Origin of the sequence: Vibrio vulnificus CMCP6 (assembly GCF_000039765.1) — a bacterium.
Taxonomy (GTDB): Bacteria; Pseudomonadota; Gammaproteobacteria; order Enterobacterales; family Vibrionaceae; genus Vibrio; species Vibrio vulnificus_B.
Map to the genome: position 1 here is coordinate 1,094,249 of NC_004459.3, position 15,327 is coordinate 1,109,575.

Genomic DNA, 15,327 nt, shown 5'->3' on the forward strand with positions numbered 1-15,327 from the left:
TCTATCTTCGCTTATCCTATCGGCATTCAGGGGTGCTGGCAGTTGGGTTGGCAATCCACCTCAACCACTTGTTTCTCTGGTGTGGGGGTGATCATCGCCAACAACATTTTCTGTTTGATGTGCTTGGGAATATCAGGATTGGATAAGATTCGCCGCCGCGTGATTTCGAGCATCGAGCTCACCGACATTTGTGCTAACTGATTACCTTTGGTGTGGAACATCAAACGCGTCACTTCGTACATCATCTCTTCTGCAATGAGCTTTTCCTGTTCAAGCTGACGGTTTTTGTTGATCAGCGTGCTGGTAAACATCACGCCCGTCATCACCAAAAGCGTCAACAGGAAGGTCGGCATTGGTCTTCTTTGGATTAAGCGCTTAGTGGTGTAGAGCGGAATGTGCTGTTTGAGGGAAATAGGACGGCACGCCAGCATGTTCTCAATATCGACGCGTAATTCGCTCACGCTTAAGTAGCGCTGCTCCGCGATCGCTTGGGTGGCTTTCTCGGCAATAAAGCAAAGGTCGGAGCGCTTTTTCATGTGCGGGAACAGCAGCTGCAGGATTTTCCCGAGCGAGTAGATATCGCTTTGCTGAGTTAAATAGCCCCCCGATTTTTGCTCAGGGCTGGCGTAATGTTCGCTAAACGCAACCAAGCCAGTTTTGCCTTGTTGCTTTGCTTGGTCACTGACTTTTTGCGTTAAGTTAAAATCGAGTAACTTTGGCCGCTGAGCGTGGTCGATGAGAATGTTTTCTGGCTTAAGATCCGCGTGTAAGACCTGATTGTGGTGCGCGTGCTCGACCGCTTGGCACAGTTGCAGAAACAGGGTGAGCTTGGCTGTTTGATCCAGCGTGTGGTGTTTGAGGTAGGTGTCGAGTGTTACGCCGTCGACTTGCTCCATCACAATGTACACCGAATCTTGGTAGACCCCGCCATCAAAGACTTTGGCAATACAGGGGTGATTAAGCCTGGCCAGTAACTGCGCTTCATCAAACAGTGCTTTCTTACCGAGGACTTTGGTCAGAGAGGGTTGAATAAACTTGATGGCCAGTTGTTGTTCAAACGTTTCGTCAGCGCGGTAGGCCGCGTACACCACCCCCATGCCACCTCGGCCGAGCTCGTGAGTGAGCTGATATTTGTCGATCAGTTGGCCGGCCAAATCGAGCGAGGTATCGGTGGCGTGATGGGCGTGAAAACCCAGTAATTCGGTGAGGGGCTCGCTCTCTTGCGGTTGCATGAGAGGGGTTAACGCTCGATAGACTTCCGGGGCGTCTTGTTCGAGTTGTTGGAGCGCTTGTTGTTTTTCTTCTTCATTGAGATCCAGCAAGCGATAGAACACTTGCGTGGTACTGGTACCTAGCTGCACGACGATAACGATTTCTTATATTTTTATTAGCAGCTAGTTTATAAGAAATTTGTATTATAGGTGAGAATTTTCTTACGAGTGAGAAAGTATAAAGCACAATTTATGAATTCAGCCGAGATCTGTGAAATGTTGTCAGGCAAAAGTTGAGAACATCAGCGATCTTCGTTTTCCAGTTTTTGTGTCAGTTCCAGATATTTCTGCTCGATAAACGCCTTTTCTTTGTTGACGTGCATCAGCTGTTTTTGCATCGCAAGTAGCTTCTGTTTGAGCTCATCACTGGCAGCGCCACTCGTGCTGGTAGAAGCCTGATTGGCCAACTGCTGTTTGTAGTTCTCAATGGTGGCGAGCAGTTGATCCTTCTCTTTTTGAAAGCCTTGCTCGACATCTTGAAAGCCACCGCTTTCGCTGATCATGATGTATTCCCGCTCCAGTTGCTCAAACTGTTTCTCAATATCCTCTTTCTGCTTGCGTAGGCCATCAACGGTATCATTTTGTTCAAGTAATTTGGCTTTGGCTTTACGCAGGCCACGCACGCTTTTGTCGAGATCCCCCTTGAGTTTACGAATCAACTGTTGGGATTTACTTAGCTTTTGATTTAACGCTTCAATGGAGGCGAGGTCTTGCTCACTGGGATTTTGGCTGGCGGCTCGAATCTCGGCCACCTGTTTTTCCAGCGCTTGTTGAATTTGAATGAGTGCATTGAGCGTGTCGCGGTTCTCATTGCTGTAGTCGATGGCGTGATTGACCGACTCCTCACACATGGCGATAGTGGCTGGCGAAGCCGCATCGCTGGCCACGGTGTCGCTGGCTGGGCGCATGGCTTTGCGGAACTCACGCAGCATCAACCACAGCAACACAAACCAAGCCAACAAAATCAGCAAGCCAAGGTTGATGCCCAGCATCAGCAACAACTCTTTATCCCAAGATTGGTCGAAGAACTCGAACGACATCGCGTGCTTACCTCGTTTAATCGCGTATTGATAAGTTTAGAAGCTGCGACGAATTGTGCCTATAATTTAAACACTTCTTGCAACTGGACGCGCATCAACGGTGAAAATACTGATTGTCGATGACAGCAAAGCAACGCTGGAAATTGTTCGCAAAGCCCTGCTTGGGTTTGGCTATCGTCGCTTGTCGATTGAAAAGACCAACTGTGCTCGTGAGGCACTGGAAAAAATGGCGCATTGGCGTCCGGATATCGTGCTGACGGATTGGCATATGCCAGACATGAGTGGCTTGGAACTGGTGCAAACCGTTGCCTCCCGTTTTCCTGAGGTGAAAATTGCGATGATCACCACCGTTGATGATGACGAGCAGATTGCCCAAGCAAAAGCGGCGGGGGCCAGCTTTGTGTTGAGTAAACCGTTTGATGACGATGCATTGCATCGCAAGCTGTTGCCATTGGTGCAAGGGGCGGAAGAGAGTGAAAAAGCGTTTGATGAGCTGGTGGAAATCCAAAAAGAGCTCGCCTTGCCCAAGTTAAGTCAGTTGGAGAAGCTACTGCGAAAAGTGGTGCATGATGAGATTGCCCTCACCAATATCCGCTTACAACAGTTTGATGAAAGCAAAGTGCCCTGCATGATTGCCATTTATGAAGATGGGGAAACGCAAAAGCCACGCGCGGTGGCGGTGCTGGATATTTACGCGGTGTGCGTGCTGGCGAGTGCCAATACGCACATTACGGCAGAACAACTGAGCCAAGCCATCCATAAAAAAATGGTCAGCAAAGCGATTTTAGACACATGCCAGATGGTGTTGGATAAATCCTCTTTGGCATTTTTGGACAGCTTAACGCGCAAAAGCCTACGGCTAAAAAGCGTCAGTTTTGTGCCAGAAGCGTTTGATAAGTTGAAGGTGCTATTTAGCAAACCCGCCGATAAACGCCTCGATTTCTCCTGCCAGTTAGGGGAGATGGCGCAGGGGAAGATCACATTGGTGGGTTTTTAGCACTGCACCTTGGTTGTGTGTGAGGATCGGATTGGTCATAATGTTACAAGTAACATTAATGACAAAAATCTTTTTATGGCTCAACACAATAAGAAACCGCGCACCACTTTGCAGGATGTGGCGGATCAAGTCGGCGTGACCAAGATGACGGTATCGCGCTACATGCGCAATCCCGATTCGGTGGCGGAAAAGACCCGCGAGAAAATCGCCACTGCGATTGAACAGATGGGGTACATCGAGAACCGTGCCCCAGCGATGTTGTCGAAATCCTCTAGCCGAGCAATTGGGATCCTGCTGCCTTCTTTGTCCAACCAAATTTTTGCTTCCTTTGTTCAGGGCATTGAAACCGTCACCAAAGCGCATGGTTATGAAACCCTCTTGGCGCACTTTAGCTACGATGAGCTGGAAGAGGAGCGCAAAATCGCGTCGCTGCTCTCCTATCAGGTGGATGGTTTGATTCTAACGGAAAGCCACCACACCGAACGCACGATGCAGATGATCAAAAACGCAGGCATTCCCGTAGTGGAAACCATGGAACTGCCAGCGCAGCCAATCGATATGGCGGTGGGGTTAGACCACGAAGATGCCTCTTACAGCGTGGTTAAACGCATGTTGGCTTCGGGTAAGCGTACCATTGTGTATTTTGGTGCACGCTTGGATACGCGTACCAAACTGCGTATGCAAGGCTATGATCGCGCCATGCGTGAAGCTGGCTTAGAGCCGAAACACGTGCTGACGGGCGAACACTCCAGTTTCTCGTTGGCGGATGAGCTGTTAGAGCGCGCCTTAGCGACGTATCCAGAGATGGATGGGGTTTTTTGTACCAATGATGACATCGCCATCGGTACCTTGCTGTGCGCGCAGCAGCGTGGCATTGAGGTGCCGAAGCAACTGGCCATTGTGGGCTACAACGCATTGGATATCGGCCAGACGATTCGTCCGAAATTGACCAGTGTCGATACGCCGCGTTTTCAAATTGGTGAGAAAAGTGCCGAGTTGTTGCTGGCCCGTTTGCGCGGTGAAACGTTAGAACAAAATGTGGTGGATATGGGCTACCGCATTACCGCTGGCGAGAGTGTGTAACTCAGTCGATGTGATTAAAAGCAAGGGCGCGATAAACGCGCCCTTGTTGATCAGACGATAAAACTCGCACCGTGTTCGGCGCTAGACACCGATTGGCGAAGGGTGCTGAACAGATTGCGTCCCCAAGTTTGCTGGCTTGCCTCGGTATCGATTTCAAGCATGCAGCGACCTGTGGTGTCGCTGAGGTTGTTTAACTCGCCTGTCTGGCAATCGACACGAATTACATCACCATTACGCACTAAGCCAATCGCGCCGCCACGAATCGCTTCTGGAGAGACGTGAATGGCCGATGGGATTTTACCTGAAGCGCCAGACAAACGGCCATCGGTCACCAGCGCCACTTTAAAGCCCGCCTTTTGCACATTGCCGAGAATCGGCATCAACTTGTGTAGCTCTGGCATGCCATTGGCAGCTGGGCCATTGTGCGTCACCACCACAATGCAATCTCGGTTGAGCTCACCACGTTGGTACGCCGCTTCCACCTCATGTTGGCACTGGAACACCAGCGCTGGCGCTTCAATCACGCGCTGATCTTCTTTCACCGCAGAGACTTTCACCACCGCTTTGCCCAAATTGCCAGTCAGCACTTTTGTGCCGCCTGTGGATTGGAAAACACAGCATTTGTCGGCGATCACATGGCTATCGAAGGTGCCCTCACATGGTGTCCAAACGAGCTTGCCGTCGACAAGGCTTGGTAGGCTCATTTGGTCGTCGAACTCGCCAAACACTGGCTTGACGTCACGATGCAGCAGAGCCGATTCATTGAGACGATGCAGCAGCGCAGGCACGCCACCCGCTTGTTGGAAGGCGTTCATGTCAGCGGGGCCGTTCGGGTATACGCGTGCTAGCAGCGGTACCACGTCAGAAAGATCACTGATGTCTTGCCAAGTGAGCTCAATACCCGCAGCGCGCGCCACAGCCAACATGTGAATGGTGTGGTTGGTGCTGCCACCGGAAGCAAGTAGGGCAATGATGCCGTTGATCAGGCTCTTTTCAGTGACCACTTCAGCCAGTGAGCGGAAGTGAGCCGAGCTGGCGGTCATGGCCGCCATTTTGATCGCCGCGTGTTCAGTGAGCGCGTGTCGGAGCTCGGAGTTTGGATGGATAAACGCTGAGCCGGGTAACATCAATCCCATCGCCTCAAACACCAGTTGGTTGGTGTTGGCGGTGCCGTAGAAGGTGCACGTGCCAACGGAGTGGTACGCGCGACACTCCATATCAAGCAACGCGTCTTTGCCCACTTCGCCCGCCGCGTATTTTTGGCGAACATCGACTTTTTCTTCATTGCTGATGCCAGTCGCCATGAGACCCGCTGGCACAAATGCGGTAGGCAGGTGTGCGTAAGACAGTGCACCCATCAGTTGCCCTGGGGCGATTTTGTCGCAAATGCCGAGCAGCAAGGTGGCATCAAACACATTGTGGCTCAAAGAGAGGGCTGTGGACTGTGCAATCAGATCACGAGAAAACAGCGACATATCCATGCCCGCTTGGCCTTGAGTGACACCATCGCACATCGCAGGGACACAGCCAGCGACCTGAGCAGTATGGCCATACTCTGCCAGTGCGCGCTTAATTTGCTCTGGGTAGTGCTGGTAAGGCTGGTGGGCGCTGAGCATGTCGTTGTAGGCGCTGATCAGCGCCACATTGGCATGAGTAAAATCGAGGATGTTTTTCTTTTCTGCTGAACAAGACGCCGCCACCGCGTGCGCTAAGTTGCCACACGATAAACCAACACGTCCTTTGCCCGCTTTGGCTTGCTCTTCGGTGCGTGCAACAAACGCCGCACGTGTTGCCTGGCTGCGTTCCACCAAGCGCTGAGTGACCTCTAAAATGATGGGATGGGTCATGCTTGTGCCTCATCTTGCTCTAGAATTAACTCGGCCGCGTTGGTGACAACCTCTTCGATAGTGGTATCAATGCTCACCAATAGAGTGCGAGGTTCACCATCGGGGCGCTCAAGTGTTTCAAACTGGCTATTGACCATGTTCTCTTTCATGAAGTGGCCTTGACGCTGGCGCATGCGCTCAAGAATGAGTGACTTATCGCCATCAAGGAACAAGAAGGTGACATTGTTGTTGCCGTCGCGGATTTGATCGCGGTAGCTCTTTTTCAGCGCTGAGCAGACGATAATGCCGTGCTCATTTTTGCTTTCAAGGCTATACGCCGCATCACGAATACGCTCCAGCCACGGCTTGCGGTCGTCATCGTTCAGTGGCTGGCCAGAGGCCATTTTCTGAATGTTGGCGCGTGGATGGAGATCGTCACCATCAATGAATTTACGCCCCAGCTTTTCTGCCAACAGCTCACCAATTGTGGTCTTTCCGCTTGCGCAGACACCCATCACAATGACACTACTACCCGCCATAACTTGTCCTCATAACTAAACTTGCGCGTGATCTCAAATTTGAAATTCACTTTGAAATATGGGTTTATCTTATTCATGTTATCGGTAACATGTTACCGGTAACGTAAATAAATGTGAACCACAACACAAACAATAATTCGAAAGGTGAAATTATGGAGCAATTAGCCCACACCCCTGATCCTACATATCTTTTAACCATAGCAGCGCTGGCGATTGCGGCGTTGCTCGTGCTGATCATCAAACTCAAAGTGCATGCTTTTGCCTCACTGACCATTGTCAGTTTAGGCACCGCCATTGCCACAGGCGTGACCTCGGACAAAGTGGTGCCCACCATGATGGGTGGCTTTGGCGGCACGCTCGCCTCTGTTGCACTGTTGGTCGGCCTTGGCGCCATGATTGGTAAAATTTTGGAAGTGACAGGCGGGGCCAAAGTGCTGGCCGACACGCTGATTGGTCGCTTTGGTAAAGATCGCGCCCCGTTCGCGCTGGGTATTGCGTCGCTGCTGTTTGGTTTCCCAATCTTCTTTGATGCCGGCCTTGTGGTGATGATGCCTATCATCTTTAGCGTGGCGAAACGCTTTGGTGGCTCGCCAATCAAATACGCCTTACCGTCTGCGGGTGCGTTTGCGGTGATGCACGCCTTTGTGCCTCCCCATCCGGGCCCGGTGGCGGCAGCGGAATTTTTGGGTGCCAACATCGGTTTGCTGCTGGTTGTGGGTATCCTGGTTGCGATTCCAACTTGGTATCTTGGCGCGTACCTATTTGGTTTGTACGCGGGTAAGAAATTCGACATCCCACTTTCTAAAGCATTTTTTAACAGCGATGCGATTGTCGATGAAAGCAAATTGCCAAAATTTGCCACAGTAATGACCATCTTAGTGCTGCCCGTATTACTGATCTGCTTGGATACCGGCCTAAACACGCTGGCAGTAGCGGGGGTGATTGATGGTAAAACACCGTTGGTGGAATTCCTTCGCATGCTAGGTAAAACGCCAGTCGCGCTTCTTATTACCTTGATCGTGTGCTTGGTGGTGTTTGCCAAAGATTACGGCATGGCTAAACTTGAAAAATTGTGTGGCGACTCACTGGCTCCGATCTGTGGCGTTATCCTCGTTACTGGTGCGGGCGGCATGTTTGGTGGCGTATTGCGCGCCAGCGGCATTGGTAATGCCTTGGCCGATGTATTGACCGACACAGGCATGCCAGTGATTGTGGCTGCGTTTGTGATTTCAACCTGTTTGCGTGTGGCGCAAGGTTCTGCCACCGTGGCACTGACGACCACCGCTGCGCTGATTGCCCCGGTTGTGGCGGCAACCACAGGTTTGAGTGAGTTAGACCTCTGCTTTATCGTGATTGCTATCGCAGGCGGTGCAACGGTACTTTCTCACTTTAACGATTCTGGTTTCTGGCTGGTCTCTCGTCTGCTTGAGATGGATGAGAAAACCACGCTGAAAACTTGGACGGTAATGGAAACCTTGCTTGGTGGTATTGCTTTCCTTATCGTCGCTGTATTGAGCTTTATTCTTTAGAGGTTATCTATGACAACACTTGAACAACGATTAAGAGAGATCAAAATCGTCCCAGTTATCGCTATCAACGATGTAGCACATGCCTTGCCATTGGCAAAAGTGTTGGTAGAAAACGGTTTGCCCTGTGCGGAAGTGACATTCCGCACTGAAGCGGCGGCGGAATCCATTCGCATCATGCGCGAAGCCTACCCTGATTTGTTGATTGGTGCGGGCACGGTATTAACCACAGAACAAGTGGACATCGCCATCGAAGCGGGCGTGGATTTCATCGTCAGCCCAGGCTTTAACCCAACCACAGTGAAATACTGTCAGCAACGCGGCGTGACCATTGTACCGGGCGTTAACAACCCAAGCTTGGTTGAGCAAGCGATGGAAATGGGTTTGCGCACCCTGAAGTTCTTCCCTGCTGAGCCATCAGGCGGCGTCAACATGCTTAAAGCGCTGACGGCGGTTTACCCAGTGGAATTCATGCCAACAGGTGGCGTGAGCCCATCTAACGTGGAAGATTATCTCGCGCTGAAATCGGTTGTCGCGTGTGGCGGTACTTGGATGGTACCAACCGCCATGATGGACAGCGGCGATTGGGAAGGCATTGCCGAACTGGTTCGTGCGGTGAAGTAAAACACGATTTTTGCACAGCAATAAGGCTATAAATTAAATTGATAGCCTTATTGTTTGATTTTTAAGTAGTTATCCGTTCAAGCTTTATATTTTTTATTGTTAATAAAGCACTATTTACATAAGTATCATGAATGTTTTTATATTTTTTGAAGTTGATTCTAAAGTATAAAAATTATAAGTTTTTTTAATATATTCTATTGTTTAATTGTTTTGTTACTAATTTTATTCATATATCTTCAGGTTATATTTGTAACTGGATGAGCTCTGAATGAATAAGTTGGTAATTAAAGGTAGTGTCGGAATTGATGGTTGTAATAATGTCAATGATATTATTAGTGTGCAGAAGGCGATAAATACTCTGTCTAAGAAATATTTTCAAATACAACCGTTGAAAGTCGATGGAAGTTTGGGACGTAAGCCTGAAAAATCTAAAACTGTTATTCAAATTAATAATGTTCAAAAACATATTGTTAATATGATAAGAACAGATGGCAGAATAGATCCCAATGGAACATCAAATAAAAAGATAAATTTAGCATTGAACAGAATAGTTAGTATAGAAAGCCAATCTGTTCCTATCCTAACTAATGCTTCTTTTCCATTGGAACAAGTGCCAACAGAGAGCTATACCGTTGCTCCTAGAAGTTTTGGTTCTAATCGAGGTGCTAGGAAGCATGCTGGCTGTGACTTGTACGCTAAAGAGGGTAGTCGAGTCTTTGCAATGGCGGATGGTGAGATTATGAAGTTCTATGAATTTTATGGTGGTACCTATGCGTTGGAAGTTAAGCACGGAAAGGCTGTAGTGCGTTATGGTGAGATATCTGGTCGATTGCCTGATGGGGTATCTATTGGAGCCAAGATTCAACAAGGACAACATATTGCCTATGTTGGGAAAGTGGTCTTAAAAAGCGGGTGGACAGGTGAAATGCTGCATTTAGAGATCTATGATGGAAGTGCTACTGGTATTTTAAGAGCTCCTTTATCAGAAAGCCCTTACCAAAGAAGGAAAGATCTCATAAACCCAACGGATATTTTGAATATGGCTCAAAAAAGGTTACCAAGCTAATGAAGTCAGTATTTTTTCTGTGTGGTTTTGCATTGTGTTTTAGCCAAGCATCTTTTTCTAAAGATAACTTTCTGAGAAATGAATACAACTTGGGTGAGATATTAGACGCAATTAAATTTGATGCAAATAATGATTCGATCGAGGATTTTATTTTAGCAGCAAACCAAATCACGGTTGAGAACAGTGATCAGACGTATGTCATTACTTCAAATCTAGATGAGATACAATGCAAAGCTCATGTTAACTCTGACCAAAAAGAAACTAAGTTGCTGATTTTACATGGCCAGTCAAGAGAAGTGCATCGTCTTTCCCAGGCTCATTTGATCCTGCCCTGTGTGGGCGATTTTCATGGCGTAAAATATGGCATGTCATTTATTTCTCAACAGGCGTTATCGAAAAGTTTGGGGTATGATTTGGTTTCTGACCCCAACCAGATGCTCGTGGTAATACCAACAGAAGCTGGAATCGATACATACTTATATTGGACAGGGGAACGCTATCAGCTCTTTTATCCCCCAGAAGAACCCTAAAAGAAGGCCATCGTTTGATGGCTTTCTTTTATACTGGCTAACCCTTAGTTTTACCCGCCGTTGTTCTTTATGAAAATGGATCTCCGTGTTTCATTTTAGCCGCCCCAATAAAAAATGGCCGCCAAAAAGGCCGCCATCTTACTTTGATTGTCACTGTGCTTCGCGCCTTAGCGCATGGTAACGAATTCTTCCGAACCGGTTGGGTGGATAGCCACAACCGAGTCGAAATCGGCTTTGGTTGCACCCATCTTCATCGCGACACCGAAACCTTGAATCATTTCGTCCACCGCGAAACCGATGCCGTGCAGGCCAACCACTTTCTCATCTTCACCCGCACATACGAGCTTCATCTTGCATGGCTGACGGTGTTGGGTCACGGCGGTGTACATCGCAGTAAAGCCTGATGTGTACACTTTCACGTTCTCTTCACCATATTGAGCGATCGCTTCTGGCTCAGAAAGACCAATGGTGCCGATAGGTGGGTGGCTGAACACGACAGTTGGGACCAAGTCATAGTCCATCTTCGCGTTGGGTTTGTTGTTGAACAGGCGCTCAGAAAGCTGACGACCCGCTTTCACCGCAACAGGTGTGAGCTCGATACCGCCTTCCATAATGTCACCCACACAGTAGATGCCAGCAACGTTGGTTGCTTGGAACTCATCGACTTTGATGTAGCCGCGCTCGTTGGTTGCTACGCCGGTTGCGCTCAGGTTGATGGCATCAGTCGCTGGGTGACGGCCGATTGCCCAGATAAGCTGATCAACGTTTTGGCTTTCACCGTTTTCTAGATGAAGCGTTAGGCTGCCATCGGCTTCTTTGACCACTTCTTTTGGTACCGAGTGGGTGTGCAGTGTTGGGCCTTCTGCCGCCATCACTTCCACTAAGGTGTCGATGATCATTGGGTCAAAGCTGCGCAGTGGCGACTCTTTACGGCAGAACAGATGGGTTTCTGTACCAAGGGCGTTGAGCACGCCAGCGATTTCCACCGCAATGTAACCCGCGCCAACGACAGCAACACGTTTTGGTTGCTCTGCAAGGTCGAAGAAGCCGTTTGAATCGATGCCGTATTCCGCGCCAGGGATGTTTGGAATGGTCGGGCGGCCACCCACAGCGATCAGAATGTGATCGGCGGTGTAGTGCTCACCGTTTACTTCCACGGTTTTCTCATCGACAAACTTAGCGAAGCCTTTAATCACGTTGACTTTGTTGTTGCCTAGCACGCGATCGTAAGATTGGTGGATGCGGCCAATGTACGCTTGGCGGCTCTCAACCAGTTTGCTCCAGTCGAAGCCTTTCACTTCCACATCAAAGCCGTAGTCAGGAGCGTATAGGCTCATCGCTTCTGCGATCTGCGCGCCATGCCACATCACTTTTTTCGGTACACAACCAACGTTCACACAAGTGCCGCCGAGATCTTTTGCTTCGATCAGCGCCACTTTCGCGCCATACATCGCCGCACGGTTTGCTGAAGCGATGCCGCCACTGCCGCCGCCGATACAGATATAGTCAAAATGCGTTGCCATTACTTTCTCCTGTCTGGCAGGGGCGATTTACTCGCGTGCTCCCTGCGTATTTTTCATTCATTTCATTTTTATATGGAGGACAGATTGGTTGAACTCAATCTGTCGTACGGAAATTCTTTGGGTGTTGCGTCTCTCTTTTACTCAGGAACGATCCACTCTACCTTCCAATGACCGGTTGCCGGCGCAATTGCTTCCTTAAGGAAAGGCAAAATTTGTTGCATCTGGCTTTCTAGTTTCCAAGGTGGGTTAATCACAATCATGCCTGAAGCGGTCATGCCGCGCTCGTTGGTATCCGGTGACACGCCCAGCTCAATTTGCAGAATCTTGCGAATGCCTAGTCCTTCCAGCCCTTCTAACATGTCGTCGATGTCGCAGCGGTTGACCACAGGGTACCAAATCGCGTAGATGCCAGTTGCCCAGCGTTTGTGGCTTTGATAAATCGCTTGCACCACATCACGGTACTCTTTGGCCAACTCGTAAGGTGGGTCAATCAACACGAGACCACGGCGCTCTTGCGGTGGCAAGCTGGCTTTGAGGCGTTGAAAGCCGTCTTCTTTGTAAATGCTGACTTGGCGATCGCGGTGAAACTCTTGTTCCAGTAGCGGGTAATCGCTTGGATGGAGCTCTGTCAGAACCATGCGGTCTTGATCGCGCAATTGAGCACGTGCGACGCGTGGTGAGCCAGGGTAGTAACGCAGTTTATCGCCATTGTTGAGGGCTTTGATCGAATCGATATAGCTGGCGATGTCGGCAGGCAGATCGCTGCGATCCCAAATACGCGCGACGCCTTGTTTGTATTCGCCCGTTTTCTCTGACCATTCGTGGGTCAAATCGTAACGGCCAACGCCCGAATGAGTGTCATGGTAGACGAAGGGTTTGTCTTTTTGTTTTAGCGAGTCCAGAATCAAGCTCTGAACAATGTGTTTTACCACGTCGGCATGGTTGCCGGCATGAAAGCTATGACGATAACTTAGCAAAATTCACTCTCGTAACACTCTTGGTAGAGTGTGGTCAGGGATTAATAGGGCGATTATATACCCAACTGACGCCGATGTTCAGGATTCTCTCTGAGTCACAAAAAAGTTAATCGTCAATTCGTATTGAAATGTGAACCTTTAACCCTCATTTAGTATCAAAATGTAAGACCAATTGGCGACAGTCGAGGAAAATCGCGTATTATTATTGTGAATAAGCGAGCCATCGATGGACAGTTGGCCACGATACTGAAGAGTCAAACAAAAGGAATTTATATGTCTAATCCACTCCTTACTTTTACGGATCTGCCTCCGTTTTCTCAAATCAAGCCAGAGCATGTGTTTCCTGCGGTGGAACAGGCGATTGCCGATTGTCGTGCCAAGATTGAACAGGTGCTTGAAGGCAATAATACCCCTAGCTGGGAAACGGTGATTGCGCCGATCGAAGAAGTGGATGATCGTCTCAGCCGTATTTGGTCACCCGTGAGCCACATGAACTCTGTTGTCAACAGCGACGAGCTGCGCGACGCGTATGAAAGCTGCCTGCCAATGTTGTCGGAATACGGCACTTGGGTCGGCCAGCACAAAGGTCTGTTTGAAGCGTACAAAGCGATTAAAGCCAGCGAAGCGTTTGCCAAGTTGACCACAGCACAACAGAAAACCATTACCGATGCATTGCGTGATTTTGAGCTATCAGGCATCGGTCTGCCTGCGGATGAGCAAAAGCGCTATGGCGAAATCAGCAAGCGTATGTCAGAGCTGAGCTCTAAGTTTTCCAACAACACGCTAGACGCCACCATGGGCTGGACCAAGCACATCACCGATGAGAAAGAGTTGGCAGGCATGCCGGAATCGGCGTTGGCGGCCGCGAAAGCCGCCGCTGAAGCCAAAGAGCTCGACGGTTATTTGATCACGCTGGACGTGCCGTCTTACCTGCCAGTGATGACTTACTGTGACAACCAAGCTCTGCGCCGTGAAGTGTACGAAGCGTACGTGACTCGCGCGTCGGATCGCGGTCCAAATGCCGGTAAGTGGGACAACACCGAGATCATCAACGAGCAGTTGAAACTGCGTCATGAAATTGCTCGCATGCTTGGCTTTAACACCTACAGCGAAAAGTCTCTGGCGACCAAAATGGCGGAAAACCCAGCGCAAGTGTTGGGCTTCCTCAATGACTTAGCCACCAAAGCCAAACCACAAGGTGAGCGTGAAGTGGCAGAGTTGCGTCAGTTTGCTGAGCAAGAGTTTGGCGTGTCTGAACTCAATGTGTGGGATATCGCTTACTACAGCGAAAAACAAAAGCAGCACCTGTTCCAAATTTCGGATGAAGAACTGCGTCCGTACTTCCCTGAGTCGAAAGCCGTCAGCGGTTTGTTTGAAGTGCTCAAACGTGTGTTTGGCATGAGCGTGAAAGAGCGCGAAGGCATTGACGTTTGGCACAACTCAGTGCGTTTCTTCGATATTTTCGATGCGCAGGGCGCGCTGCGTGGCAGCTTCTACCTCGATCTCTATGCGCGTGAACACAAACGTGGCGGCGCTTGGATGGATGAATGCCGCGTGCGCCGTATTAACGCACAAGGCGAGCTGCAAACCCCAGTGGCGTACCTGACGTGTAACTTCAACCGCCCAATCGGCGACAAACCAGCGCTGTTTACGCACGATGAAGTGGTCACCTTGTTCCACGAATTTGGCCACGGTATTCACCATATGCTGACTCAAGTCACCACGGGTGCGGTGTCTGGTATTAATGGTGTGCCTTGGGATGCGGTGGAGCTGCCAAGTCAGTTCCTAGAAAACTGGTGTTGGGAAGAGGAAGCGTTGGCGTTTATCTCTGGCCACTATGAAACGGGTGAGCCGCTGCCAAAAGCGATGCTAGAGAAGATGTTGGCGGCGAAGAACTTCCAATCGGCGATGGGCATTTTGCGTCAGCTTGAGTTCGGTCTGTTTGACTTCACCCTGCACACTGAGTTTGACCCTGAAATTGGCCCACGCGTGCTCGAAACGTTGGCTGAAGTGAAGCAGAAAGTCGCGGTACTGCCAGCGGTCGAATGGGCGCGTTTCTCCCACAGCTTTGGCCACATTTTTGCGGGCGGTTACTGTGCGGGTTACTACAGCTACCTATGGGCAGAAGTGCTCTCTTCTGACGCATTCTCGCGTTTTGAGGAAGAAGGTATTTTTAATGCTGAGACAGGTCAGAGCTTCCTCAACCATATTCTTGAGATGGGTGGCAGCGAAGAGCCAATGGAGCTGTTCAAACGCTTCCGTGGCCGTGAACCACAAATCGATGCTTTGCTACGCCATTCCGGTATTGCGGCTTAACTCGATGAA

Annotated in this window: 13 protein-coding genes; 7 read left to right on the top strand and 6 right to left on the bottom strand. The window is 49.6% G+C overall.

What is annotated here, in order from left to right; all coding sequences use genetic code 11:
• Nucleotides 1-26: 26 nt before the first annotated feature.
• The gene (locus tag VV1_RS05220; protein WP_011079113.1) at nt 27-1,361 is read right to left on the bottom strand and encodes a serine/threonine protein kinase; all 1,335 of its coding nucleotides are present in this window, start codon (nt 1,359-1,361) and stop codon (nt 27-29) included.
• Between the two features lie 152 nt (nt 1,362-1,513).
• A complete protein-coding gene (locus tag VV1_RS05225; RefSeq protein ID WP_011079114.1) occupies nt 1,514-2,311 on the bottom strand; it encodes a chromosome segregation ATPase in 798 nt (265 codons plus the stop codon).
• Between the two features lie 100 nt (nt 2,312-2,411).
• Between VV1_RS05225 and VV1_RS05230 the strand changes: the two genes are divergently transcribed.
• The gene (locus VV1_RS05230; protein WP_011079115.1) at nt 2,412-3,308 is read left to right on the top strand and encodes a response regulator; all 897 of its coding nucleotides are present in this window, start codon (nt 2,412-2,414) and stop codon (nt 3,306-3,308) included.
• Between the two features lie 75 nt (nt 3,309-3,383).
• Nucleotides 3,384-4,391: a substrate-binding domain-containing protein gene (locus VV1_RS05235; RefSeq protein WP_011079116.1), complete on the top strand. Its 1,008-nt coding sequence runs from the start codon at nt 3,384-3,386 to the stop codon at nt 4,389-4,391.
• Nucleotides 4,392-4,441: 50 nt separating this feature from the next.
• Here the strand turns inward: VV1_RS05235 and edd are convergent, their stop codons facing one another.
• Nucleotides 4,442-6,238: a phosphogluconate dehydratase gene (edd, locus tag VV1_RS05240; protein ID WP_011079117.1), complete on the bottom strand. Its 1,797-nt coding sequence runs from the start codon at nt 6,236-6,238 to the stop codon at nt 4,442-4,444.
• Nucleotides 6,235-6,756: a gluconokinase gene (locus tag VV1_RS05245; protein ID WP_011079118.1), complete on the bottom strand. Its 522-nt coding sequence runs from the start codon at nt 6,754-6,756 to the stop codon at nt 6,235-6,237. The genes edd and VV1_RS05245 overlap by 4 nt, the downstream gene beginning before the upstream one ends.
• Before the next feature lie 152 nt (nt 6,757-6,908).
• Between VV1_RS05245 and VV1_RS05250 the strand changes: the two genes are divergently transcribed.
• The 4 genes from VV1_RS05250 to VV1_RS05270 all read left to right on the top strand — a co-directional run bounded on the left by VV1_RS05250 (nt 6,909) and on the right by VV1_RS05270 (nt 10,502).
• Complete coding sequence (locus tag VV1_RS05250; RefSeq protein WP_011079119.1) at nt 6,909-8,285, top strand: GntP family permease; 1,377 nt, start codon at nt 6,909-6,911, stop codon at nt 8,283-8,285.
• 9 nt (nt 8,286-8,294) lie between these two features.
• Entirely contained in the window at nt 8,295-8,906 is a 612-nt protein-coding gene (locus VV1_RS05255) for a bifunctional 4-hydroxy-2-oxoglutarate aldolase/2-dehydro-3-deoxy-phosphogluconate aldolase (protein WP_011079120.1), read from the top strand.
• Nucleotides 8,907-9,174: 268 nt separating this feature from the next.
• On the top strand, nt 9,175-9,972 hold the full coding sequence (locus VV1_RS22970) for a M23 family metallopeptidase (RefSeq protein ID WP_011079121.1): 798 nt from the start codon (nt 9,175-9,177) through the stop codon (nt 9,970-9,972).
• On the top strand, nt 9,972-10,502 hold the full coding sequence (locus VV1_RS05270; RefSeq protein ID WP_043920928.1) for a hypothetical protein: 531 nt from the start codon (nt 9,972-9,974) through the stop codon (nt 10,500-10,502). Before VV1_RS22970 ends, VV1_RS05270 begins: the two co-directional genes overlap by 1 nt.
• A 167-nt stretch (nt 10,503-10,669) precedes the next feature.
• On the opposite strand, the gene gorA is transcribed toward VV1_RS05270, so the two are convergent.
• A complete protein-coding gene (gene gorA, locus VV1_RS05275) occupies nt 10,670-12,025 on the bottom strand; it encodes a glutathione-disulfide reductase (protein WP_011079123.1) in 1,356 nt (451 codons plus the stop codon).
• A 137-nt stretch (nt 12,026-12,162) separates the two neighbouring features.
• The gene (locus tag VV1_RS05280) at nt 12,163-13,002 is read right to left on the bottom strand and encodes a 23S rRNA (adenine(2030)-N(6))-methyltransferase RlmJ (protein ID WP_011079124.1); all 840 of its coding nucleotides are present in this window, start codon (nt 13,000-13,002) and stop codon (nt 12,163-12,165) included.
• Nucleotides 13,003-13,275: 273 nt separating this feature from the next.
• On the opposite strand from VV1_RS05280, the gene prlC reads away from it, so the two are divergent.
• The gene (gene prlC / locus VV1_RS05285) at nt 13,276-15,318 is read left to right on the top strand and encodes an oligopeptidase A (protein ID WP_011079125.1); all 2,043 of its coding nucleotides are present in this window, start codon (nt 13,276-13,278) and stop codon (nt 15,316-15,318) included.
• Nucleotides 15,319-15,327: the final 9 nt, after the last annotated feature.